We start from the raw sequence: 25,339 nt of genomic DNA on the forward strand, positions 1-25,339 counted from the left end.
TTATTTTGATTTTTTAAAAGATTTAGATATGATAGTACAGGATTGTATCGAGAAAATATAAAATGCGGGGAAACAGTATGAAAAAAGTTCTGTTGATTATTGGGATACTTGTTGGTTTAGTAGTTTTATCACCATTTTTACTGTTAGGGGTATATGCTTTAGATTTTGTCTATTATGGTGCGAATGAAGGGAAAGCAGAAAAGGCTGCATTGGAATATTTGAAAGAGAAGTATGGTGAGCGTTTTGAAATAGAAGATGTGGAATACAATAAAATCTTAGGTGATATGGAGGGAGGTTATACTCTTTCTGTACACCCAGCCGAAAGTCCTGATATTACTTTCACAGTAGAGGCTAATGAGAAATATCAAGTGACAAGAGAACAATATAAAGAAACCAATTGGTCCGCACAATTTAGGAAAGAAATGATCCCAATCATTGAAACCCTCTTTCACGGAACAGGTGGACCCTATGTCTACGGTTCCTTTCCAAAGGAGATAGAGGACAAGTACCAATTTGAAGACAGCTATCAAAAAATCTATAATGAGAATCCTCATCAAAGCTTTGAAAGTATCCATATAGTAAATTTTGAGGATTCTTTCGAAAAGGATAAAGAGTATCAAAGAATTTATCAGTTATGGGAAACTATCAAGAACAGACAAGTTAGCGATAGTGTTATTAGAATAGAATATTATCCAAAAGAACTAATGAAAAAACTTAAAACCTATCCAGATTTAAACGAATTTGAAAATAACCATCGGCAAGAAATGACCCGAAGCTGTAGATTCTCCAAACAAGAAGTGCAAGACAAACCAATCACATCCCCAAGAGATATAGAAGCGTTTTGCAGAGAACTGTAAAAAAGGTCGGTGCCTGTCACCGAGGGTTTTGCTCGGTGACAGGCCCCGCTCGTGGACACTGTCCACCTCAGGCGGACAGTGTATGCAAAAAAAGGATTGAGCATGTTACATTGCTCAATCCTTTTTTGTTAGGATGATTTTTTTGAAACTCTTATTACATTATATATGCTGGCTGCTAAACCGCCCCAGAGTATGGTCATTCCGACGATCATCATTGTGATTGCACTTGCTGACATGTTATACAGCCTCCTTATTTAATTCTGTATTTTTATTAGCTTTCCAGCTTTTAAGTGAGAGTAAGATCCCTCCGATGATACTGACGACAACGACTAGTAACCCTCCGTACATGATGAGCTCTGTAGGGTAGCCCTCATAGTTTTCCTTTAGATTTGTTTTAATGTTGTCAAACATCATGTAACCTAGAACAATCGGTGTTACGAAAGTTAGGCAGATTTTCCACCAAGCCCCTATACGTATGTCAGAAATGGCATTTGCATGTGATTGTAAACCGCCAAGACCTTTGAAGAACCAAGCGATTAAAATTACCTCTGCTAATCCTGCTGTTACAACACCGAAGTTATTGATGAAATAATCCACAACATCAAGGAAGTATAAGCCGCCGTTAGTTGCGAAAAGCAAGGATATAACAGTTGCTGTTAAACCGCTTGTTAATACTGCTTTTGTCCGTGATACATTAAATTTCTCCTGAATACCCGCAACAAATGTTTCGACAATTGATATTAATGATGTCATTCCAGCAAATACAAGAGATAAGAAGAAAAGTACTCCAAAGAATCCATTCATTCCTGGGAATTCGTTAATAATACTTGGGAAGACAACAAATGCTAATCCAATTCCGCTGCTAACTACTTCTTCTACAGCTACACCCTGTTGATTTGCCATAAAGCCAAGGGCAGCAAATACACCAATACCAGCTAGTAATTCGAAACCCGAATTTGCGAATGCTGTAATAAATGCATTGTTACTGATGTCAGACTTCTTTGGAAGATAGCTGGAATACGTTAGCATAATCGCAAATCCAATTGATAACGAGAAGAAGATTTGTCCGTATGCTGCAATCCAAACTTTACCATCGAAAATTAAATTCCAGTTAGGCTTAAAGAAGGCGTCCAATCCTTGTGCAGCCCCATCAAGTGTTAAGGCACGAACCACGATGATTAAAAACATCACGATTAAAGTTGGAAGGAAAATTTTATTTAGTTTTTCAATGCCCTTAGATACCCCGCGATAAAGGACGAAAAGAGCAACCGCCCAGACAAAAAGAAGTGGGACCACGATACCAGGAACCAATCCGCCGATTTGTCCTGGTTTTTCTGCAAGCTTCAAAACATCTCCGAATAAAAAGCTGCCGGGGTCAGTTCCCCATTGTGTGCCAAAGGAGTAAATGGTGTATTTAACAGCCCAGGCGATAATCACTGCATAATACGTACAGATAACGAACGAAATTAATAGCTGCCACCAGCCTAGCCATTCTGCTTTTTTATTAAAGCGAAAGAGGGAAAGTGGTGCAGAACCTCTATATTTATGTCCAATCGTGAATTCCAATATTAAAATAGGAATACCTGCTGTTAAAATTGCGAATAGGTAGGGAAGGAAAAAGGCACCTCCGCCATTTTCATATGCAACTGCTGGAAATCTCCAGATGTTTCCTAAACCAACTGCGGAGCCAACTGCGGCCAAAATAAAACCGTATCGTGACCCCCATTGCTGACGCTTTTCCATAATGTCATCCTCCTAGAAATCTATGTTTTCTATTTTTTGGTAAAATTCAGATAATTAACTTGTTATATTAATATATCTATTATTTTTCGAAATGTCAAATAATTTTTTATAAAAAGAACCTTTACTAGAATATGAGATTTTGTCGTTTTTGTAAATGGATAATATTAGAATCATTTAACCATAATAAATACCATTTAATACATCTGGAGGAAACTGGAATATGAAATTTCTGGTTAAGTGGATTTTCGTGATGGCTAGTATCTTATCCATTTCGTTGACAACCGCTATGGAAACCTTTGAAGCCACTGGTATAGAAGGTAATGGTGATATTAGGAATATTATTTTTCTGATAGGTGATGGTATGGGTGTTTCATTCACATCGGGGTATCGTTATTTTAAAGATAACCCAGCCACCTTAGAACTAGAATCAACAGAATTTGGTCCATACCTCGTTGGACAGCAGACCACCTACCCGCATGACCAAAGATATAATGTAACCGATTCGGCGGCTTCGGCCACCGCGATGGCAACCGGGGTGAAAACCTATAATGGCGCAATAGGGATTAACAATAACCACACAAAATTAAAATCCGTTCTTGAAGCTGCAAAGGAAAAAGGGAAAGGGACTGGACTGGTTGCTACTGCGCAAATTACCCATGGAACTCCTGCAGCATTTGGTGCTCATGTTGTTGAACGAAAGAGCATGAGCGCCATTGCGGATGGTTATTTTGATGATTTAGTAAATGGCAGGCACAAAATCGATGTATTGCTTGGCGGGGGTTCAGAATGGTTTATCCGAAAAGATAGGAACCTAGTGGAAGAGTTTGTTAAAGATGGCTACAGCTATGTAACAAACCTTAACGAGATGACTAACAATGACAGTAGGCAGGTGTTAGGTCTTTTTGCAAAAAGAGGGCTGCCAAAAATGATCGACCGTACAGAGGAGATTCCATCACTTGCGGACATGGCAGGTTCGGCAATTGAGCGGCTAAATAAGAACGAGAAAGGTTTTTTTCTAATGGTGGAAGGAAGTCAAATTGACTGGGCAGCACATGATAATGATATCGTAGGTGTGATGAGTGAAATGGAGGATTTCGAGAAAGCATTTAAAGTTGCCATTGATTTTGCAAAAAAGGATGGACATACATTGGTTATCGCTACAGCGGACCATTCAACTGGAGGTTTCACGATAGGAGCCAAGGGACAATACAATTGGTTTAGCTCAGTAATAAAAACAGTAAAGCGAACACCTAACTATATGGCTTCGGAGATTTTCAACGGAGCGGGAGTAGAGGAAACTTTATCAAAATATATTAAGCTTCCTTTAACAAAAGCTGAAATAAGATTGGTTGAAAGTGCAGCAAGAACACAAAATGCAAAAAACATCGACAATGCCATCGAGGAAATCATTAATTCCCGTTCCTTCAGCGGCTGGACAACCAGAGGACACACCGGGGAAGACGTTAACGTCTATACCTACGGGCCAGGAAGTGATCGCCTCAAAGGCCAAATCGACAACACTGACCATGCCAAAGTCATTTTTGATATTCTCAAATGATAATGATATAGAGCGGTGCCTGTCACCACGTATGTGGTGACAGGCACCGCTCGTGGACAGTTTCCACCTGAGGCGGACAGTGTTTTTTGTCATTGATTGCTAATTTCTTCACATTCGGGTGCTCTTTTTTCATTATATCAATTTTATAATGGTGATAAGATAAAAAATTCAGAGGAGCACTCTATTATGAAGAGAATAGTAAAGGGCGCAGTTTTAACTGTACTCCTATGTATTGGTTTGTCTGCATGCGGGGAAAAAGTGAAGGTGAAGGCTCCAACTAATCTGCCAACAGAGGAAAAGAGTGAAGCAGAGAAGGGATATGATATTAATCCTGAGGGGCTTTTAACCAGCCTTCAAAATCATACAAATCTTGTACCGATTGGTGATGTACCAATCCCGCCGGACAATCCGATGAAGCCTGAAGTGCTTGAACTAGGGCAGATGTTATTTTTTGACCCGCGTTTATCAGGGAATAATGAGGTAAGCTGCCAAACTTGTCATGACCCGAACATGGGTTATGGAGATAATCAGCCTACTTTTAATAAATTTACCGGCGGTACTGGAGCAAGAAACAGCCCCACTGTGATTAATTCAGGTTATTACACGTCCAACTTTTGGGATGGCCGTGCTGTCTCCCTAGAGGAGCAAGCGCTTGGTCCTATTCAAAATCCTGATGAGATGAATCAGCCTCTTGATGAACTTATAAAAGAACTATCGGCTATTAAAGGGTACCAGGAACGTTTTCAGGCTGTATTCCCTGATGGAATCACCGAGCAAAATATTGCAAAATCTCTCGCCGCTTTCCAAAGGCAAATTGTTGTCAAGGATACACCTTACGACAGGTTCCTAAAAGGGGATACACAGGCATTAACGAAACAAGAAGTCAACGGCCTCCGATTGTTCACGGGAAAAGCGTTTTGTGTAACCTGTCATAATGGACCCAATCTTTCTGATAACAATTTTTACAATATCGGTCTCAATACAGAGGACAAAGGCCGCCAAGCGGTAACTGGGCAAGAAGGGGATTTAGGCAGGATTCGTACCCCAGGACTATATGGAATTACCCATACCGCTCCATACATGCGGGATGGAAGTCTCGCAACGCTTGAGGAGGTTATCGACTACTATGACCGCGGCGGCGACAGCCATCCCAATAAGAGCTTTTTTATCCAAAAATTCATGAGTCCTATTGGTTTAACAGACGAAGAGAAAGCAGATTTACTAGCATTTCTAAAAACCTTGGGCGGAGAACCGCCAATTTTTACAAAACCACAACTACCGTAATAGACCTGAGCCCTCTTGAACAGGTACACCAACAAGGGGGCTCAGGACTTTATTTTACCGAGGTTTCCAATTTTTTTATTACCTGTTTGTAGTGTTTAATAGAGGCTAATTTATCAGTGTAGGATACTTGGTTTTGATAATCTCAAATCAGTAATTTGAGCAATAACACCCAGGCTGAAGCCAAAAATAATATAAGAAACTGTGTCCATTCATATTCCTCCTTACCGAGTACTTCATGCATATATTTTCTTCGAGGGTTCATCGATAACAGCAGAATAATGGTTTACCAGGGTATCAAATATCTGATCCCACTTTTGTGTAATTGCGTACTTTCTAGCATTTACTGACATTTGATTCCTAAAAGTGTCATTGCCTAACAGCTGAACAATACTGTTAACAAAATCTTCTGTATTACCCGGCTCACACAACTGTCCGGTAACACCGTTTGAAATGATATGTTTCACTCCGCCAGCATTTGCCCCAATAACCGGTGTCCCGCTGGCAAGAGCCTCTAACGCAACATTTCCAAACGTTTCTGTCGGGGACGGGAAAATAAATAGGTCTGCAGCGGAATAGACTTCAGCTAATCCAACTCCTTTCAAATAACCAGTAAACGACATATTTGGCAATGCAGCCATTTGCAATTCTACTAATAAGGGACCATCCCCGGCAATTAACCAATGAACCTGTTTATTTATATCAGGTGGTAATAAGTTTGCGATATTCATAAGAGTTTTTAAATCTTTTTCGGGAGCAAGCCTGCCAACATAGGTAAGGAGATATCTTTTAGAAATTCCGTATCGGTACAAAACAACCTCTTTTTGATAATTTGGATGATAAAGCTGGCAATCAACGCCTCTAGGGAAAATTTCTAAATTTTTAAACCCTCGGTTTTTAAGTTTTTCCAGTGTATCAATTGAAGGGACAAAGAGCTTTTTAAAAGGACTGTGAAACCATTTCAGGTATTTCCACAGAGGATTCGATAGGAATTCAAGGTCATAGAAATGTAAATAGTCATTGAAATCGGTGTGATAAGAGCCGACAACCGGGATATTATATTTTTTTGCAAAATAAAGACCACAAAGACCAACCGTAAAAGGAGTTGCTACATGAATTAAATCAGGGGAGAATTGCTCTATTTCCGACTTTACTTGGATAAAGTTTGGGAAAGCTAATCGACATTCGGGATAAAGGAAAAAGGACCGGCTTTTTAACCGATGAATATGGTCTGAAACATATTCATTTGAAATAGGATCGGGTGCAAATACTTTATAGGAAATACAATGGCCCTCAAGATAGTTTGTGAATCTTTTGAGTGTCTGGGCAACCCCGTTTATATCCGGATAAAAGGTGTCAGAGAAAATAGCAATTTTCATATAAACCCCTCCTTCGCAGTGTCCAAATCGTTTTAGGATAAGAAGTAATAGCAAAGACTGCCGAAGAACGCCCCGAGAGTTCCTCCTGCAATAACGTCTGATGGATAATGAAGGCCAAGATAGATTCTCGATATTCCGACACAGAGTCCTAAAGGAATCAGAACGGGTGCTAGAACAGGGTTTAGAATAACAAAAGGAACAATGACTGAAAAAACGGCTGTTGTATGTCCAGACGGAAAAGAATGATCCTTTAAGGGATTAGGGAAAATTTTTGTTGTTTCAAATAATAAATAAGGTCTTTTACGTGGGAAAAGCTTTTTAACCACTTGAACAGGAATATGACTTAGAGCCAAGGCTGCTGCGCTTGAAATCGCTGTAATTCTAGTTTGACCCGTAGAAAAAATGATGAGTAACAGGGAGGCTGCACTTATAAACAATGCTCCTCCTAATCTGGTGATTGTACGAAAAAAGAGATTAATAAGTTTTTTATCAAAATGGCTATTAATCTCTTGAAAAACCATGCATTCGAATTGATAAAAGGATTGGATTATTCTCATCATGATTGTGTCTCCCCTATGCTAAAAATGTTGGGCAGGCTTTACAAATGATACAGGTGGTCTACCAATCGAAACATAGGTAATTGGATATCGTTGAATATCTTGAAGGGAATAGCAATTTCGTCCATCGAAAATAACCGGTTCCTTCATATAGGCAGCATACGTGTCTAATGGAAGATACTTAATTTGGTCCCACTCTGTTGCAATGACAGCAAAGTCAGCTTCTTTGAGGGCTTGTCGAATATCGGTTGTGTACTCAATTGAATTTCCTAGTACCTTATGGGCGTTGGGAATCGCAATCGGATCAAAAGCAGTGACCACTGAACCTTCTTCGAGTAATTCTCTAATAATGGTTAAGGAAACGGCTTCTCGGATATCATCTGTTTCTGGTTTAAAAGCGAGTCCCAATACGGCGGCTTTTTTCCCTTTTAATGAGCCGAGCTTTTCTTTTGCCTTCTTCACTAGAAGGGAATGCTGATGCTGATTTACCTTAATCACGGACTCAAGCAGTTCGAACGGATGTTGGACGTTTCCTGCTAGTTGAACGAGAGCTTTTGTATCTTTTGGAAAGCATGAACCTCCGTAACCAATCCCGGGCTGAAGATGGTTAGGCCCAATTCGTTTATCCATTCCCATCCCATAAGAGACATCCTCAATATTTGCACCAACCTTTTCGCAGAGATTGGCAATTTCATTGATAAAGCTGATCTTTGTTGCGAGAAAGGCATTGGAAGCATATTTAATCATCTCAGCACTTCTAATGTCAGTGACCACTATCGGTATTTTTAATGGAAGATAGAGCTGCTTCATAATGGAGGCGGCCTCTGGGTTATCAGTGCCAATTACGATTCGATCTCCTAAATAGAAGTCCATTATCGCTGAACCCTCGCGAAGAAATTCAGGGTTTGCGACAACATCCACTTTAAGGTGGCGTGGCTTACGATTCTGGAAAATTTGCTTGATGATTTCGTTTGTTCCAACTGGGACGGTACTTTTTGTACAGACAATGACATCATTCTCGATATTCTCAGCAATGTGGTAGGAAGCGATATATATATAAGATAAGTCAACAGATCCATCTTTTTTTTCAGGAGTTCCAACTGCTATAAATATAATTTCAGCACCGCGATAAGCTTGTTTGGGGTTCGTTGAGAAGCAAAGTTTTCCGTTAGCGAGGTTCTTTTCTAATAAAGGTTCCAGTCCAGGCTCAAAGAATGGCGAATATCCTTTTTCGAGCATTTCTATTCTCTCTGTTTGTGTATCTAAACAGGTTACTTGATGACCTGCTTCTGCGAAACAAACTGCTGTAACCAGCCCGACGTTTCCTGCTCCTGCAACTGTAATCCTCATCCTATCCCTCCTAATAATCGTGTTTGTTTAATCTTATCTGAAAAGTTTGGAATTTTTCTTAACCTAGTGTTAAAAGAGTGTAAAGACTTTGTATAGGTGATAGGGAATTGACATTTTAAACAGCCAAAAGAAAGTAAAGACCTGAGCCTTGGTGCGTTTGTTAATGAACGCAACATGGCTCAGGTCCCTATTTTGTGTACCGGTTGGCATAGCTTGAGGCAACAAAAGCATTTGGCTTTATCTTCGGTTCTACCCCCATGGACTCCATTCGTGCAACCATTTCTTTCACAAATTCTCTCGTTTTGTTGCGCTTACCGGCTCCGATATCAATATGGCCTTCCATGGTGAAGCTTGCACCTTGATAGACAAATGGAAGGACGATATTGATTAACCGGGTCTTTCTTTCCTCAGTAAATAAAGCGACAATGTCCTCTGTTAATGACAGCTCAAAGGAGATACGTTCATGCAGTTGTGTCATTTTTCTTGGAATCACAATCTTTCTAATACAGGCCCATGCACCCTTACCCTCATTTTGAATAACAATTCCAGTAATAAAAATCGTATGTCTTTTATGAACCTGTGAATCTGTTCCAACCATTAAGCGAAAATTCCCGCTCGGTGCTATGTTCATAAACTTTACAATGTTTTCGAATACCTCTTCAAACGACATGCTTTTCTCACGAAGATTCTGAAACGAATAATCAAAAACCTGATAATTTTTCACTTAAAACACCACATCTTTCCTTTCATTTTGATAATCACTCTTACAATTCTTAATATTATTTTATGGAATAAAAATTATTCTTGTGCAGCAGGAATGGGACATGCCGAACACAAAGTTCACAAAAAATATTTAAACTGTCCACCTGGGGTGGAAAGTGTCTTTCTGTGGTGCCTGTCACCGAAATTGTCATTGCAGCTCTCACCTCACTCACACCGCGACTTTCACCACACCAACAACCAGTCCTTTAACAGGAAAATTAGTCCATTGCCAGTTATGTGATATTTTGTTACATTAGATACTTGGGGAAGGACAGAAAAAAGACAATAGGAGGGAAAACAGAGGATGGGTTTTATTGAGAGTTTTATGAATAGTGCGAATACCTTGCTTTGGTCTTATGTGTTGATTGTGATGTTGGTGGGCTTGGGACTTTATTTTACATTCCGAACCAAGTTTGTCCAATTCAGGATGTTAGGGGAAATGTTTCGTTTAATGGGGGATAGCGCAAAGGGTGATAAAAAAGGAATTTCATCATTCCAAGCCTTTTGTATTAGTACGGCTTCACGTGTCGGAACGGGGAACCTTGCCGGGGTTGCCATTGCCATTACAACTGGTGGACCGGGTGCCGTTTTCTGGATGTGGCTCATTGCTTTAATTGGTTCGGCATCGGCTTTTGTAGAAAGTACATTGGCGCAAATTTATAAAGTAAAAGATGGTGACACCTTCCGCGGCGGACCTGCTTACTATATGGAAAAAGCGTTAAAAGCTCGTTGGATGGGGATTACATTTGCTGTTTTAATTTCGATCACTTTTGGACTAGCATTTAATTCAGTTCAAGCAAACACCATTGCTAGTTCTATAAATAATTCCTTTGGGATTAATAAGACCCTTATTGCTGTTGTCATTACATTAATTACTGCTGTGATTATCTTTGGTGGGCTTAAAAGGATTGCTAAGGTTTCTGAGTGGATGGTTCCCATCATGGCAGGAGCATATATTTTAATTGCATTGTATATTATGGTTACGAATCTATCAGAAGTTCCTGCTGTTTTTGCATTAATTTTTAAGAGTGCATTCGGTTTGGAAGAAGTTGCAGGCGGAGCAATTGGCGCTGCGATGATGAACGGAATTAAGCGTGGATTATTCTCGAATGAAGCGGGGATGGGTAGTGCGCCGAATGCAGCGGCGACAGCGAATGTCAGCCATCCCGTGAAACAAGGCCTTATTCAGTCTCTTGGTGTATTTGTGGATACACTCGTTATCTGCAGCTCTACGGCATTTATCATTCTATTATCAGGTCTATATACTTCCGATGAGGCAAACGGAATTATTCTTACCCAAAATGCTCTTGAAGGTTCATTAGGCTCTTGGGCAGGGATTTTCCTCGCGGTGATTGTATTTTTATTTGCCTTTAGTTCGATTATAGGGAATTATTATTATGCACAATCTAACATTGAGTTTATTAAGAATAATAAGCTTTGGTTAAATGGCTTCCGTGTACTAGTGGTAGGTATGGTTGCATTTGGTTCATTAGCTGAGTTGAGTTTTGTATGGAACCTTGCTGATTTATTTATGGCACTGATGGCAATCATCAATTTAATTGCTATAACACTCCTTGGAAAAATTGCGTTTGCAGCACTAGCAGATTATAAAAAGCAAAAAGCTAGTGGAAAAGATCCGGTCTTCTATGCTTCTAATATTGAAGGGTTAAAAGGTTTAGAGGCTTGGGAAGATACTCCAAGTGACAGCAAGTCTGCAAGACTAAGATAATAATAGGTTAATCATTTGGGTGACAGGCACCGTAGCGGCCTGTCACCCTTTTTTAAAAAAATATTGTAGAAACAAGTTCTTTTGATGTACTATGACTTTATTAGTTTTTGTGGATAGGAGTGTCTTAAATTGACGGAAAATTTCGAAAGACAGATTTTAACTTGGTTTGACCATTTCCATGCTTATCCAGAGGTTAGCTGGAAAGAGGTTAATACTACCCAAGCAATTGCAGATATCTTAGATAATCTTGGTATCGAATACCGCCGTTTTTCTGATGTAACCGGACTTATAGCAGAAATCGGAGAGGGAGAAGAAGTGATAGCGGTTCGGGCGGAGATAGACGCTTTATGGCAGGAGGTGGATGGTGTTTGGCAGGGGAATCACTCATGCGGTCACGACGCCATTATCTCAATGGCGCTTGGAGCACTGCTTTACGTGAAGGATCAGCGCCTCAATAAAAGGCTGCGTTTTATTTTCCAGCCGGCCGAAGAAAAAGGGAACGGTTCGATTGCGATGATCGAAAGAGGTGCGATCGAAAACGTCAGCCACTTATTCGGTATTCACCTTCGGCCAATAGAAGAGCTTCCTATGGGACGAGTTTCAGCCTCTATCCATCACGGAGCCGCAATCTTTCTAGAAGGAAAAATACTTGGTGAAGATGCGCATGGTGCCAGACCGCACCAAGGAAAAAATGCTCTTGACGTGATAGCAGGACTGCACCAGTTCATCAAGTCTATCTATCTATCACCGTTTGATGCTTATTCAGCAAAACTTACAAAAGTGATTGCTGGCGGTGACAGCTTAAACATTATTCCCGGTACTGCAGAATTTGCAATTGACGTCCGGGCACAAAAAAATGAGGTTCTAGCAAAACTTAAGGACCAAATCGACCACGGAATTAACAGCCTTAAAGATTTTTATGGGGTCGATATCGAATGGAATTGGAGCGATTTTACTCCTGGAGCTGAGGTTTCTGCTGAAGCGGAGGCGATCGCCGAAGAAGCGATTCTTAATGTTGTCGGCCGAGAGGCGCTCGCACCTCCTGTTATTACATCCGGCAGTGACGATTTCCATTTTTATACCATAAAAAATCCAAAGTTAAAAGCAGCTATGATTGGTGTTGGCGCGGACATGCAGCCAGGGTTACACCATCCTAAAATGACCTTTAACAGATCTGCCCTTGACTTAGGGGCGCGAATCCTAGCTGAAACGCTGCTGAAAGCATAGAAAAATGCGGTGCAAATATTGCACCGCATTTTTTTCTGAATTGCTGGAAAATTACGTTGACGTGAAATTACAGAGTGTATAGAATATAATTACCGACTATTTAACGACAATTATAATTTTTTAAAAACGTAAGCGTTAACATTATTTGCGAAATAATTTCGATGGGGGAACAGTATGAAAAAAGAGATGACTTTTAAAATGGCAATAATACCACTTCTAGTCATGATTGTGGTAATGGGGATCACCATCATTGTTTTTGAACAAGGTCCGCATATTCCACTGATTTTTGGAACATCAATTGCAGCGATCGTTGCTTGGCGCTGTGGCTACAAATGGTCAGAAATTGAAGAAATGATGTATAAAGGAATTCGCTTAGCATTACCAGCTGTTGTTATCATCATTCTTGTTGGCTTAACGATCGGGGCCTGGATTGGCGGCGGTATTGTTGCAACAATGATTTATTATGGATTAAAGATTATTACCCCATCCCTCTTTCTAGTATCGATTACAGTTATTTGTATAATTGTTTCACTGGCAATTGGCAGCTCATGGTCAACAATGGGAACCATTGGTGTAGCTGGCATGGGTATTGGCTTAAGTATGGGAATACCAGCACCAATGGTTGCGGGTGCTATTATTTCAGGATCATATTTTGGTGATAAAATGTCACCACTATCGGATACGACAAATCTAGCATCAGGGTTAACAGGAACTGATTTGTTTGTACATATCCGCCATATGCTTTATACAACCATCCCAGGTATCATTATCACATTGGCTGTATACGGATTTATGGGCAGGAAGTTTGGAAATGAAGGAATGGATACTTCTAGTATCGATAAAACGTTAGGGGTCCTTCAGGATAGCTTTGTTATCTCACCATATTTATTAATTGTTCCCTTATTGGTTATTGTTTTGGTAGCAAAAAAAGTACCAGCAATACCTGCATTAATTATTGGTATCACGCTTGGATTCCTCTCTCAAGTATTGATTCAGGGCGGGACGATGTCCTCAGCAGTTGCTGCGCTTCAAAGCGGGTTTGTGATTGATACTGGTAATGAGATGGTGGACAACCTGTTTAACCGCGGCGGTCTAGACTCCATGATGTACACAGTATCAATGACCATTGTCGCAATGACATTTGGGGGAATTCTAGAAAACTCCGGAATGCTTCAAGCGATTGTTAGCCAAATACTTAAATTGGCTAAGTCAGCTAAAGGTATTGTAGCCTCCACGGTGGTTTCATGTTTCGCCACCAATGCAACTTGCTCAGAACAATATATTTCAATCGTTATTCCATCACGGATGTATGCAAAGGCATATCGAGATAAAGGCCTTCATTCAAAAAATTTATCGAGGGCACTTGAAGATGGAGGAACACTTACTTCCGTATTTATTCCTTGGAATACGTGCGGTGTATTTATCTTTGGTACTCTCGGAGTACATGCAATCGATTATGGTCCATATGCAATCTTGAATTTCATCGTGCCGATCATTTCAGTCTTTTATGCGTTAACAGGGATTACAATTGCCAAGTTGACACCAGAAGAAATACTTCGGTTAAAAAAAGAAGAGGAAGCGACAATTTCAGTTTAAATTAATAAGGAAAGTTCACAACTTTGGAACTTTCCTTTTCCTTTATTGAGGCAGCGGCAGGTGAAGCTCATATATTGCCCTTGGCCGTCCTTGGTGATACACCATCTCTCCGCCGACCACCTTTACATAACCGTTATCCACAAGTTTTTTAATAATCCGTTCTGTAGAGCGGCGGGTAACCTGGAGATAGTCTGTGAGATCTGCAGACGTAAATTGAAGTGACTGCCTTGATCTGCTGAACTCAATAATTTTAGAAAGATTAGAAGGACTCAGTTTCGTTTCTTTTGCCACTTGTATCAGCATAGGATGGTCATTTTTCAAACTGTACTGTTTATGCTCGTATGGGAAGGGGCCGACCATTTCCTTGTCTTCTGTTAGAATATAACCGCATTTTGAGGACAATTCTTTCTCGGCAAACTGCAGTGCTATCCTAGCGTGTTGGTCTGCCTCTTTCATCGTTGAACCATAGCCAAAACCAACCAAAATTGTTCCAGACCATTTTTCTAAAAAGTCATTCAGGCGATATTTATCCATTTCACCCCTAGTACTATAGATGATAAATAGGGTTTGGTTTATTGGCTGAATGTATGCATTAAGCGAATGTGCGAGGTTATCGATTTGTTCTTGCTGAGGTTCTTGAAGTGATAGATAACCAACAGCCACTTGGGCGGCTTTACTTTTAAAAAGATCTGCTTGATCTTTTGCTGTTTGCAAACCACGGAGTAAAGAAATTTGCGGGTCAGCCATTCTAATAGCAGGCACACCAAGAGATTGAAGCTGGTGATAAACCGCATGTACACTAGTTAAAGCAACTTCAGTTAAACCTTGTTCCCAGAGGTTAAAGTGGAATTGGACAATACGTTCTAAATTGAAACTGTCTTCGAGCATTTGTTGTTTAAAGTCCATAATATTTAAGCATTCAATCTTAATTTCACTTTCGGAAAGAACATGGTCGATATTTGAAGCATCAAACAAATCAATAGAAATCCTTTCAAATGGAATTTTGCTTTTATGAGCGATAGATAGTAATGATGCTGCAACTGCTATTTCGTCTTGAGTGAGAATGAGCATTGGAAGTGTCAAATTCTCAAGGTGCTTTTTAGCAAAATAGTAAGGCAGGGCACCTGAGAAAAAAACGACGTCACAAGGCATTAATGTCCTAGCAAGTTCAGCTGCTTCCTGTGGCTGCTGATAAATATATGGATCAATTGTAATATCCTCAACCTGTGACCCAACGGTAAGAATTTTTTCTAAAAACTCCCTTGAGCCTATGACAGCAATTTTCGTGGCCAAGATAAACACTTCCCTATAACGTCTATTTAACGACAACTATAACATAGTTCTGATTGGAGAGGAAAGATTATTATGAAAATTACGTCAATTCAACTTTTTGCGATCCACTTGCCTTTAAAAGAACCATTTATTATTAGCTATCACACCTATGACCATATGCCTTCAATTATCGTGAAAATCACTACGGACGAGGGCATTGTCGGTTATGGCGAAGGGGTGCCAGACCAACATGTTACGGGAGAAACGTGGGAAGGTACTTTTGAAATTATTAAGAATACGATAGGGCCTGTTTTGATTGGGCAAAGTCCGATGGAGATGGAACGAATACACGAATTGATGAACAAAGCAATATATGGTGCACCGACAGCAAAGGCAGCAATTGATATTGCCTGTTTTGATATAATAGGAAAAAAACTGCAGCAGCCGGTTTACCAGCTTATAGGCGGGCGGTATCATAAAGAGTTTCTGATTACCCATGTACTCAGTATTGCGGAGCCTGAAGAAATGGCTGCAGAGGCAGCCATCATGATGGAGAGGGGCTATCGTTCATTTAAAATGAAAGTCGGGACGAATGTACGCAAAGATGTTGAACGAATTAAAGCGGTTCGGGCTCAAGTAGGTGAGGATATTGCCATCCGTGTGGATGTGAATCAAGGCTGGGTTAATAGCGGTACAACCATAACGGCAGTAGAGCAGCTGTACAGTCTGAGCCTTGATTGGCTGGAGCAGCCTGTTACTGCTGATGACATCGATGGGATGGTTGAGGTAAAATCGAAAACGACAATCCCTCTTATGATTGATGAAGGTTTAAAAGGAACACGGGAAATGCGGGAAATCATACAAAAGCGTGCGGCCGATAAGGTAAATATCAAACTTATGAAATGTGGAGGCATCTATCCTGCTGTAAAGCTGGCACATCAAGCAGAGTTAGCAGGAATCGAATGTCAGATTGGTTCCATGGTCGAGTCCTCAGTCGGTTCGGCGGCAGGTTATCATGTTGCTTTTTCAAAGAAGATCATTACCAGTGTTGAGTTGACTGGACCATTGAAATTTTCTCAGGATGTTGGCAATTTAGCATTTGAGGTGCCATTTATCCGGTTAACAGAAGAGCCAGGATTAGGGATAGAAGTAAATGAAGATACACTGCTAGAGTTAACAGTATTTCAGGGCAGTGTACAATAGGGAGTGGCGGTTCTTGAAATGGATATATGAAGGAATACTTAGAAATGGAAATATACCTTTTAAGGTTCGAAAGTTAGCTGTTGAAGACTTAATCGAGATTTTAGAGGTGCAGAAGCAAGTTATCCAAGCGATGGAAGCTCCGGGTATACTCCAGCCTCTAACGAAGGATGAGTATCAGTATATCTTAGAAGGTAAGGGTTTAATGATTGGTGCATTTGCAGGAACTAAGCTGATTGCCTTTCGGGCACTGCTTATACCGCCCATGGATGAGGACCATTTAGGAAGGGATATTGGTTTGCCAGAGCATGAACTGCCAAAGGTTCTCTATCAGGAAATCTCAAACGTCCTTCCTAAGTTCCGTGGAAACAACTTGCAAAAGACTTTAGCAGCACTCATTATGGATGAGTTAGGAAGGGAAAATCAACAATTCCGCTATATTTGCTGCACGGTTGCACCGTTTAATATTCCTAGTCTAAAAGATAAGTTTGCACAAGGAATGCAAATCGCAGCCCTCAAAGAGAAGTACGGGGGCAGCCTGCGTTATATCTTTGTGAAAGACCTTAAAGAAACCGAGGAACAGACAGTGTCTTTTCGGGAAAGTCTCACCATTAATATGGATGACATTGAAGCCCAACAAAAATTGATCGAACAAGGCTGGAGAGGAATAAAAATGGAGGAAGCTGGAGGAACTTATTGGGTATATTATTCTCATACCTAATAAAAAGCAATAAACTGCGAGATGCCTGTTACCATTTTATTGTGGTGACAGGCACCTTTTTTTATATCATCGATTTAATTTCTTTGATTTGCTGTATATGCCGCTCTTCATGCAGATAAATCAACTCAATCCATTGGTCTAGTGGCGTGTAACCAAAGAGCGGGTGTTTGGTGGATTTTTCTTTTAGGATAGACTTGTCTTCAAGTTGGTTATAAAACTCTAAAAATAGGTTTCTTGATTGATTCAACAGCTCTGTTATCTTCTTAAACTCTAACGGGTCTTTACTAGGGACAACCATATCAGGTGCCTTTGCCTTGTGGGTGCGGTCAACTGCCAGTTGAACTGGCTTCGGCTCTGCCTTTTTTGCATTGCTTTTCGTAAGCCCATAAATAATCGCTTGTGTAAAGACACTTTCGGATAAATACAAATGATGACACACCTGAGCAATACTCCAAGTATCCTCGTCAGGCTTGTTATTCAATTGTTCAAAACTTAACCCTGAAATCTCGTCTAACAACCTATTTCTCGTTACCGTTAGATTTTCCACAACCTCTACTTTAATAATAACCACGCTCCTCAAATGAACATTCAATACTGTTTATATTCTTCAGAATAAAAAATATTCCTTGCACGAATGCAAGGAAGCTGGATGGTATTTTGGTTAATTCTCCATTTTAGCGGTACGAAACTGTTTGTTTTTTAAATAAAAGATAACGGTAAGGATAAGGGTTAGCCCGCCATAAAGGATACACATTAATTGCAGACCAATAAAATCCAGAAGGAATCCAGTCAAAAGTAGAACGACCTGGAAGCCAACCCGATCGAGCATATTGCGGAATGAGAAAAATCTCCCATGGAAATCCTTTGGAACTTTTGTTTGAAAAATCGTTGCTGCCGTTGGGAAAAAGCAGCCGACTGAAAAACCAAAAACGAGGAATGCTGCTATCGTTACGACAAAAACATCGGCAAAATAAAGCATAATCTGCGAGAGTCCAACAAGGAGCGAACTGCCAAATAAAATTTTGTATGGCGAGAATTTGTCGCTGATTTTTTTAATAAAAAAGGCACCTATCATAAAGGAAACTCCTTCTGCTGCGTAGATGTATCCTTTTATTGCTGAACTGTCCTGCAACTCGCTAATATTAATAACTAAGAGATTGAAACCGCCAAGAAACAAAAGTGGTACAAGGGTCATCAACAGCGTCATAAAAACAATTGGAAGCCCCTTTATTACTGGTATTACGTCTTTAAAACTGGTTTTTCCATCGCTGTTTTTTGCTGAGGGTTTATCATTATTCTCTTCAAAGTTTAGGAACCAAGTCAGAATCAATAAACCAAGGTAGGCAATGAAAGAACCAATATAGAGCATGGATAGGGGTAGAAGTACCAACAAAATCCCTGCAACTGCGGTCCCAATGATCCGCGAAAGGGTGGACACATTCATATGAACTCCATTGAGCTGGAGTAAATCCTTATCTTTGACTATAAGAGGGATCGCTGCTTGTAAGGCCGGAAAGTAGAAGGCGGCAGAAATCTGAATGAAAACGAAAAATGCGAGCATCCACCAAACGGACCCTGTAGCAATAGCAATAAACATAAAGATGACACTGACTGCACGTAATAAACCAGACCAAAGCATCACCGTTTTCTTACTCGTTTGATCCGTAATTTTGCCTGCGTATGGGCCAACAACAATCCCGGCGACAAGTCCAGTCGCCATAAGGAGTGATTTTAAGAAATCCGAAGGAATCTTTTCCTGCATAAACTCTAAATTACCAATAATCCCAAGCCATAAGCCAAGGCCAGCGATAAATTCTCCCGTTAAAATAATCCAAACATTTCTATTTCTCCACATAGGCATTAGCCTCTCAGTCCATTAATTTAATTTATCCAAACACTATCATAATCTAATAGTTAATAGATGAGAACAACTTCTTTTACATATTTAAAGAGGAAAAATTTTTTAAAAAATTTTATCGTACCTCCTCTCCTTTCACCAAGTTTTCACCATTGTCCTATAAACTTCAAACTATCAAGAACGAAAGGAGGAAAGATAGCGATGAATACTAGAGTTAAACTAGGGATTATCTGGGGTGCGATTATTACTTCTGGACTGGTTGTAATGAATTTTTTCCTGCATTTAGCAGGAGGACATCAAACTAATGTGGGGTTCCAAAATGGGTTTCGGCCTGAAGGGCGGGGGCACCATGGCGGAAGAGGGCACCATCCGTTAATAAATGGTCCTCATCATGGAGGAGAATTTTCTTGGTTTGGACTTTTATTATTTCTCATGATTGGACTAGCACTTTTAGTTCTAATTGTGAGATGGGTTAGAAAAAACAATTATGGTGCCTGTCACCACTCGTGGACACTGTCCACCTGAGGCGGACAGTGTGAATCAAAAATGCCTGATCCTTTTTTAAGGGTCAGGCATTTTCTGTGGACCGTTTGTTAAGTGTTTGCTGATATATACGGTAAATCTTAATACAAATACGGATAGTATAACGTAATACCATGGGTCCCACCAGACTTTACTATGGAGGATTCCTGCCTTTTGAAGAATAAGGTTGACGATGAAAGTTAAACATGCAGTTACCACATACTTGAACCAGTTTAGCTTCCAAGGATATTTGGCTATCCAAACATAGAAAAGACAGACAGCCATGTAATAAATAGAGCCAAAGGCAGTGGTATCTTCTGAAAGCGTATTAAACAAGCCTAGTTCATAATATCGGTTTGAAAAAAACATAATTGGTGTAAATTGAAAACTCGCTGATATTGGACTAATAATTAAAAATAAAAGGATGGAGTGAAGTTTCCCTTGTATCGACTGCCAAAGCAAGGTATAGAACAACTTTGCTAAAGGGAAATAAACAAAAAAAAGTCCAAGAGCCGTATAGGTAATTTTCCACCAATTATGTTTATAGATACCAAGCTTCAAGAATAACCATTCAGTACCTGCAAAAAAACAGATAAAAAATAGTATCCAGAGCCAATTTTTTCGAAGAGCAGCTAAAAATGTGGCCGCAACAGGTAATGCCAATGCATTAGAGGCCATTGCCCCCATATTACTGTCATAAAAGGTATCGTGCCTAATCAGTTTTGGGTAATAATGATAACTATGTCCGAAATTATAAATCACCGTTTCTATGATATACCCAAGTCCCACCATAGCAAGGAACAGCAGAAAATTTCTAGGATCTCTCGTTTTTAGATATACATAGGCTAACAGAAGAATACTTAAGATACCTAATCCCAGATACCAATAGGATTTAAACTCCATATTTAAATCTCCTTCTGTTTAATCATTAGCAGGTAGTATTCTTCAAACTGTTGATTTTATTCAAATTATTAGAATAAAAAAACATATCATTCCGACTTGACTGATAGGAATAAGTATATTAGTATTCTCATAGACTAATTTACGCAACACAAAATATATATATCATAAGGGGGGAAACAAGATGAATGCATTTCTTATTGTTGTGAATGTTGCCGTACTGCTTTTACTCATGGTCGTTTTACGCATGATGGCAAAGAAGCATGTATCATTCTCAAAACGTGTATTCACTGGTTTAGGTTTAGGTCTTATCTTTGGTTTTATTATTCATCTTATTTATGGTACAGATTCTGAGGTAACAACAGGTACAATTGACTGGTTTAACATTGTAGGAACAGGTTATGTAAAACTATTACAAATGATTGTTATGCCGCTTGTATTTATTTCAATAGTTGGAGCCTTTACGAAATTAAAACTAACGAAAAACATTGGAAAAATTAGTATTCTTGTAATTGGTATTCTTCTTGGAACAACAGCTATTTCTGCAGCGATTGGTATTGGGACTTCATTAGGCTTTGGTCTTGATGGGATTGAGTTGACAGAAGGGGAAGCAGAAAAAGCGCGTAATGAGGCATTAGTAGAAAGAGCTACAACCGTTGAAACGATGACTGCACCGCAGCAAATTCTTGAAATGTTCCCTGGTAATCCATTCTTAGACTTAACGGGTGCACGTGCAACCTCAACGATTGCGGTAGTAATCTTTGCGGCTTTCATTGGGATTGCCTACCTTGGCGTTAAACGTAAGGAACCTGAGCATGCAGAATTATTTGCAAAAATTATCGATACTTTATATTCGGTGACAATGAGGGTAGTTACACTTATTCTTCGTTTAACTCCATACGGTATTCTTGCAATTATCACAAAGGTTGCTGCAACAAGTAACTATGACGCGATTGTAAAATTAGGGAAGTTTGTGATTGCTTCATATGTAGCACTTATTCTTGTGTTTATTGTTCATTTATTGTTATTAACAATCGCAAAAATTAACCCAGTTAATTATGTGAAAAAAGCTTTACCAACTTTAACATTTGCCTTCACTTCAAGGTCAAGTGCAGGAACGCTGCCTTTAACGATTAAAACGCAAACGAAAGACTTAGGTGTTTCAGAAGGGATTGCAAACTTTGCGGGTTCATTTGGCCTTTCAATCGGTCAAAACGGATGTGCTGGGGTTTACCCTGCAATGTTAGCTGTTATGGTTGCACCAGCAGCAGGAATTGATCCACTAAGCCCTGGATTTATTGTTACATTAATTCTTGTGGTGGCGCTTAGCTCATTCGGTGTAGCAGGAGTGGGCGGCGGTGCAACATTTGCAGCACTAATCGTTCTATCCGTCATGAATCTGCCAATCGCTATTGTGGGTCTCCTAATCTCAGTAGAACCGCTAATTGACATGGGACGTACAGCCCTAAACGTAAGCGGAGCAATCACATCAGGAGTTCTAACAAGCAAAGCAACAGGCGAATTCGATCAAAAAGTATACCAACAACCAAATATTGTTGAAGCATAAAAAAGGGTGAACACCTTGGTGCCTGTCACCACTCGTGGACAGAGTCCGTGTGGTATGGACACTTTGGAATTTACTGGATAGTCAATTTGGCTGTCCAGTTTTTTTTGTGGTTAAAAACTAATCAAACGTTTGATTAGAACGGAAGGTAAACTAATTAAACGTTTGATTAAATAGTTTTGAAGCCTTTGTATCACTGCTGAAATACTGATATTATAGGTTTTGATAGATGTTTAGGGAGGATATACATATGATAACAAATCTAGCAACCGTTGCAGTTTATGTAGAGGATCAGCAAAAAGCAAAAGAATTTTGGACAAACAAGGTTGGGTTTGAGGTGTTTGCGGAATATCCAATGGGACCAAATGCATACTGGCTTGAAGTGGCGCCAACAAATGCCCAGACACATCTAGTAATTTACCCTAAGTCGATGATGCAAGGCCACGAAAACAGAATGGCTTCTATCGTGTTTGCTTGTGAAGATGTAAAAGGCAGTTATGAAAAGATGAAAGCCAATGGAGTCAATTTCAAAGGTGAGCCTCAGGAAATGCAATGGGGAACCTTTGTACAGTTTACTGATGAAGACGGTAATGAGTTCTTATTAAAAGGGTAAAAATACATTCCAAAAGAAGACCCCGCAATGTAAAGCCATTGTGGGGTCTGCCAATTATATCAATTCCTTTTTCCGACTCCATGCATGATAAACTGAATCGTCCGCTCAATCTCAAGCTCATCATCCCATTTTAAATGGGGAAACAGAAGATAACGAGAGAATAAAAACCCAAGTATATTCGTAATAGCAAATCTTGCGATACTTTCCGGAGGCATTTCAATCAAAAATCCTTTTTCCTGGTAAGAGATAATTACTTTTTCGACCCGATTAAAAATATTCTTTACCACAAGTTCAAGAAATTGTTCCCGCAATTCCGGCTGAAAAGGAATCTCCTGAAACATGATTTTCACCACAGGGAGCATTCTAACCAGAAGATCTCGTCTATTTTCAATGGTTGCCCGTAAGAATTCCTCTACAGTTTCAAATTCACGGTCCAGCACCTTATTAAAGTCCTTTACCACTAACGGAGCAATAAACTTTGTCATCAGCGGGGCAACAATGGAAACTAACAGATCCTTCTTTGTTTTATAATGCCGGAAGATGGTTCCTTCGGCAACTCCTGCCTTTTTGGCAATCTCACTAGTAGAAGAGGCAGCATACCCTTTTTCAGAAAAGGTTTCAATCGCGGCTATAATAATCTTTTTTTGCTTATCAGTCAATTTTTCTTCATCAAATAACTGCCGCAGCAGTAATTCTTCTTCAGTCATGCGATAACTCCTTTTCACATCACAAAAATCAAATCTTCCTATATTTCCTCAATGCTACTACATTTAAAATAATGAAGACAAGGGCAAAGCCCAGCAAGATTAAAAGGTCGTTTGTGATCTCACTTAATCCCGAACCTTTATACATAACCTCCACTAAGGCGTTCCCGCCATAATACATCGGCATACATTTAGCAAGAATCTGCATCCAGCCAGCCATAGACTCAAAAGGGAAAATACCTGCAAAAAAGACCTGAGGAATGATTGCGATCGGAATAAATTGCATCATCTGAAACTCAGAATTGGCGAATGACGACAATAAAATTCCAAGTGATAACGCTACTAAGGCAAGGGTTAAATTGATAATGACAACATTCCAGAACGATCCAACCAGCGTTATATCTAATACCTTTACAGCATACGTAACGACAATAATGGTTTGGATTACCGCAAATAATCCATATCCCAACAAATAACCAAAAACAATATCTCTTCTTTGAATAGGTGTGGAGAGTAATCGTTCAAGCGTACCAGTAGTACGTTCCCGCAGTAAAGCAATCCCAGAAATTAAGAAAACGAAGAAGAACACAAAGAATCCAACCAGTATCGGGCTTAACTGATCAAAAAAGATAGTCTCTTCATTTCCATAAAGATATGAGGTATTGATTTCAGCGGCCTTAACTGGCTCCATCTTAACTGGAATTCCTGGCAATTGACTCTGAATAGTTTCCATAATTGTGGAAAAATTAGCAGCCTGCTCTTTCGCTTTTTCAGCCGCTATGGCCTGCTGCACCTTTATGTGTAAAGCCTTTGCTGTACTAGGCTGGTCGTTCGTTAGAGTCAATGAGATTTCTTCATCATTAAATTGAAGAATACCATCAAGGTCTTTACCAAGTAAAAGCTCTTCTGTGTTCTCTTCAACCTGTATGATCGTAATGCTGCTATCTTTTAACCTCTCAACTAGTTTATCATCTGCATTAATAACACCGAGTCTGGGATCAACTGTATTTCCTGAAAGCAGATAATTCAGCAGGGTTAAAACGAGTAATGGGGCAGCCATCATCAACGCCAAAGCCCGTTTATCTCGTAACATTTGATGGAAAATCCGTTTTACCATCGCAAATATTCTCATTGCTGATTACCCCCCGCCTTTAGAAATACCTCTTCTAAACTTGTAATCCCATATTGATTTTTCAATTCCGAGGGTGAGCCGCTCGTGATTATTTCGCCGTTGCGGACCATCGCAAGATAATCACATTTTTCTGCTTCATCCATAACATGGGTTGTTACTAAAATCGTTTTTCCGTCATTTTTTAAACGATATAACTCAGACCAAATGGATTGCCTCAACTCTGGATCAATACCGACAGTCGGCTCATCTAAAATAAGGACTTCGGGATCTTGTATTAATGCCACTGCCAGTGATAGGCGCCGCTTCATACCGCCAGAATAGTTTTGAACCTTCTTTTTCAAATCAGCTCTTAGATTCACTAAATCGGCTGCATAAGCAATCCGTTCTTTTTGGACATCTTTTTTCAGTTTAAAAAGGGAGGCAAAAAATGCAAGATTTTCTTCTCCTGTTAAATCACTGTATAAGGCATCTGCTTGGGCCATGTAGCCGACCCTCTGCAATAGCTGTAAATTAGGAACGGGTGTATTGAGTAATTGAACATTCCCTTTACTTGCTGAATCCATGCCCACGATAATCTTTACCAAGGTGGTTTTGCCTGAGCCGGACGGACCAATTAGGCCATATATCTGTCCGGATTCCACAGTTAAGCTGATCTGATTAAGAACTACCTTTTTTCCAAAGCTTTTACTCACTTCATTTATGACTATAGTTGATGACATGGTTAATCAATCCTCTCCAAAATGAGTGATTACTCACTCCGATTTTATCAAATATAACCATTAAGTCAATAGGCTGGATACGGTGACTTAGCTAA

24 protein-coding genes are annotated in these 25,339 nt (G+C 39.8%); 11 read left to right on the plus strand and 13 right to left on the minus strand.

The window, feature by feature from the left end; translation table 11 throughout:
• The first annotated feature begins 77 nt into the window (after positions 1–77).
• Positions 78–857, plus strand: coding sequence for an SHOCT domain-containing protein (locus QNH29_RS02700; RefSeq protein ID WP_283863326.1), 780 nt, complete (start codon positions 78–80; stop codon positions 855–857).
• A gap of 128 nt (positions 858–985) precedes the next feature.
• On the opposite strand, the gene QNH29_RS02705 is transcribed toward QNH29_RS02700, so the two are convergent.
• Positions 986–1,093 (minus strand): methionine/alanine import family NSS transporter small subunit, encoded by a 108-nt coding sequence (locus QNH29_RS02705; protein WP_283863327.1) that lies wholly within the window; start codon positions 1,091–1,093, stop codon positions 986–988.
• A gap of 1 nt (position 1,094) precedes the next feature.
• On the minus strand, positions 1,095–2,600 hold the full coding sequence (locus QNH29_RS02710) for a sodium-dependent transporter (protein WP_283863328.1): 1,506 nt from the start codon (positions 2,598–2,600) through the stop codon (positions 1,095–1,097).
• Between the two features lie 220 nt (positions 2,601–2,820).
• Here QNH29_RS02710 and QNH29_RS02715 point away from each other — a divergent pair, with 220 nt between their 5' ends.
• Together QNH29_RS02715 and QNH29_RS02720 are read left to right on the plus strand one after the other, a co-directional pair.
• Positions 2,821–4,158, plus strand: coding sequence for an alkaline phosphatase (locus tag QNH29_RS02715; RefSeq protein WP_283863329.1), 1,338 nt, complete (start codon positions 2,821–2,823; stop codon positions 4,156–4,158).
• Positions 4,159–4,344: 186 nt separating this feature from the next.
• Positions 4,345–5,442 carry a cytochrome-c peroxidase gene (locus tag QNH29_RS02720; protein WP_283863330.1) on the plus strand — a complete coding sequence of 366 codons (1,098 nt, stop codon included), beginning with the start codon at positions 4,345–4,347 and terminating at the stop codon, positions 5,440–5,442.
• Positions 5,443–5,675: 233 nt separating this feature from the next.
• Here the strand turns inward: QNH29_RS02720 and QNH29_RS02725 are convergent, their stop codons facing one another.
• The 4 genes from QNH29_RS02725 to QNH29_RS02740 form a co-directional block, all read right to left on the minus strand.
• Positions 5,676–6,818 carry a glycosyltransferase family 4 protein gene (locus QNH29_RS02725; protein ID WP_283863331.1) on the minus strand — a complete coding sequence of 381 codons (1,143 nt, stop codon included), beginning with the start codon at positions 6,816–6,818 and terminating at the stop codon, positions 5,676–5,678.
• Positions 6,819–6,850: 32 nt separating this feature from the next.
• A complete protein-coding gene (locus tag QNH29_RS02730) occupies positions 6,851–7,378 on the minus strand; it encodes a phosphatase PAP2 family protein (protein ID WP_283863332.1) in 528 nt (175 codons plus the stop codon).
• A gap of 18 nt (positions 7,379–7,396) precedes the next feature.
• Positions 7,397–8,725 (minus strand): UDP-glucose dehydrogenase family protein, encoded by a 1,329-nt coding sequence (locus QNH29_RS02735; RefSeq protein WP_283863333.1) that lies wholly within the window; start codon positions 8,723–8,725, stop codon positions 7,397–7,399.
• Positions 8,726–8,912: 187 nt separating this feature from the next.
• Positions 8,913–9,395: a ribonuclease H-like YkuK family protein gene (locus QNH29_RS02740; RefSeq protein WP_481858813.1), complete on the minus strand. Its 483-nt coding sequence runs from the start codon at positions 9,393–9,395 to the stop codon at positions 8,913–8,915.
• A 396-nt stretch (positions 9,396–9,791) separates the two neighbouring features.
• Between QNH29_RS02740 and QNH29_RS02745 the strand changes: the two genes are divergently transcribed.
• The 3 genes from QNH29_RS02745 to nhaC all read left to right on the plus strand — a co-directional run bounded on the left by QNH29_RS02745 (position 9,792) and on the right by nhaC (position 14,039).
• Positions 9,792–11,216 (plus strand): alanine/glycine:cation symporter family protein, encoded by a 1,425-nt coding sequence (locus QNH29_RS02745; protein WP_283863335.1) that lies wholly within the window; start codon positions 9,792–9,794, stop codon positions 11,214–11,216.
• 129 nt (positions 11,217–11,345) lie between these two features.
• Positions 11,346–12,443: an amidohydrolase gene (locus QNH29_RS02750; RefSeq protein ID WP_283863336.1), complete on the plus strand. Its 1,098-nt coding sequence runs from the start codon at positions 11,346–11,348 to the stop codon at positions 12,441–12,443.
• Between the two features lie 174 nt (positions 12,444–12,617).
• Entirely contained in the window at positions 12,618–14,039 is a 1,422-nt protein-coding gene (nhaC, locus tag QNH29_RS02755; RefSeq protein WP_283863337.1) for a Na+/H+ antiporter NhaC, read from the plus strand.
• A 42-nt stretch (positions 14,040–14,081) separates the two neighbouring features.
• Here the strand turns inward: nhaC and QNH29_RS02760 are convergent, their stop codons facing one another.
• Positions 14,082–15,332: a helix-turn-helix domain-containing protein gene (locus QNH29_RS02760; protein WP_283863338.1), complete on the minus strand. Its 1,251-nt coding sequence runs from the start codon at positions 15,330–15,332 to the stop codon at positions 14,082–14,084.
• Between the two features lie 72 nt (positions 15,333–15,404).
• On the opposite strand from QNH29_RS02760, the gene QNH29_RS02765 reads away from it, so the two are divergent.
• Positions 15,405–16,514 (plus strand): mandelate racemase/muconate lactonizing enzyme family protein, encoded by a 1,110-nt coding sequence (locus QNH29_RS02765; RefSeq protein WP_283863339.1) that lies wholly within the window; start codon positions 15,405–15,407, stop codon positions 16,512–16,514.
• Between the two features lie 13 nt (positions 16,515–16,527).
• On the plus strand, positions 16,528–17,232 hold the full coding sequence (locus QNH29_RS02770) for a GNAT family N-acetyltransferase (RefSeq protein WP_283863340.1): 705 nt from the start codon (positions 16,528–16,530) through the stop codon (positions 17,230–17,232).
• Between the two features lie 61 nt (positions 17,233–17,293).
• Here the strand turns inward: QNH29_RS02770 and QNH29_RS02775 are convergent, their stop codons facing one another.
• Both QNH29_RS02775 and QNH29_RS02780 read right to left on the minus strand, forming a co-directional pair.
• Complete coding sequence (locus QNH29_RS02775; RefSeq protein WP_283863341.1) at positions 17,294–17,824, minus strand: DinB family protein; 531 nt, start codon at positions 17,822–17,824, stop codon at positions 17,294–17,296.
• A 69-nt stretch (positions 17,825–17,893) separates the two neighbouring features.
• Positions 17,894–19,087, minus strand: coding sequence for an MFS transporter (locus QNH29_RS02780; protein ID WP_283863342.1), 1,194 nt, complete (start codon positions 19,085–19,087; stop codon positions 17,894–17,896).
• 204 nt (positions 19,088–19,291) lie between these two features.
• On the opposite strand from QNH29_RS02780, the gene QNH29_RS02785 reads away from it, so the two are divergent.
• Complete coding sequence (locus QNH29_RS02785) at positions 19,292–19,615, plus strand: hypothetical protein (RefSeq protein WP_283863343.1); 324 nt, start codon at positions 19,292–19,294, stop codon at positions 19,613–19,615.
• Positions 19,616–19,651: 36 nt separating this feature from the next.
• Here the strand turns inward: QNH29_RS02785 and QNH29_RS02790 are convergent, their stop codons facing one another.
• Complete coding sequence (locus tag QNH29_RS02790; RefSeq protein WP_283863344.1) at positions 19,652–20,515, minus strand: hypothetical protein; 864 nt, start codon at positions 20,513–20,515, stop codon at positions 19,652–19,654.
• 181 nt (positions 20,516–20,696) lie between these two features.
• On the opposite strand from QNH29_RS02790, the gene QNH29_RS02795 reads away from it, so the two are divergent.
• Complete coding sequence (locus QNH29_RS02795) at positions 20,697–22,079, plus strand: L-cystine transporter (protein WP_283863345.1); 1,383 nt, start codon at positions 20,697–20,699, stop codon at positions 22,077–22,079.
• A gap of 247 nt (positions 22,080–22,326) precedes the next feature.
• Positions 22,327–22,689: a VOC family protein gene (locus tag QNH29_RS02800; protein WP_283863346.1), complete on the plus strand. Its 363-nt coding sequence runs from the start codon at positions 22,327–22,329 to the stop codon at positions 22,687–22,689.
• A 59-nt stretch (positions 22,690–22,748) separates the two neighbouring features.
• Here the strand turns inward: QNH29_RS02800 and QNH29_RS02805 are convergent, their stop codons facing one another.
• Genes QNH29_RS02805 through QNH29_RS02815 form a run of 3 tightly spaced genes read right to left on the minus strand, consistent with a single transcriptional unit; the run spans position 22,749 to position 25,244 of the window.
• Positions 22,749–23,396, minus strand: coding sequence for a TetR/AcrR family transcriptional regulator (locus tag QNH29_RS02805; RefSeq protein WP_283863347.1), 648 nt, complete (start codon positions 23,394–23,396; stop codon positions 22,749–22,751).
• A 28-nt stretch (positions 23,397–23,424) separates the two neighbouring features.
• Positions 23,425–24,525, minus strand: coding sequence for an ABC transporter permease (locus QNH29_RS02810; RefSeq protein ID WP_283863348.1), 1,101 nt, complete (start codon positions 24,523–24,525; stop codon positions 23,425–23,427).
• The gene (locus tag QNH29_RS02815; RefSeq protein ID WP_283863349.1) at positions 24,522–25,244 is read right to left on the minus strand and encodes an ABC transporter ATP-binding protein; all 723 of its coding nucleotides are present in this window, start codon (positions 25,242–25,244) and stop codon (positions 24,522–24,524) included. The genes QNH29_RS02810 and QNH29_RS02815 overlap by 4 nt, the downstream gene beginning before the upstream one ends.
• Between the last annotated feature and the right edge of the window lie 95 nt (positions 25,245–25,339).

Origin of the sequence: Neobacillus sp. DY30, assembly GCF_030123065.1 — a bacterium.
Taxonomy (GTDB): domain Bacteria; phylum Bacillota; class Bacilli; order Bacillales; family Cytobacillaceae; genus Neobacillus.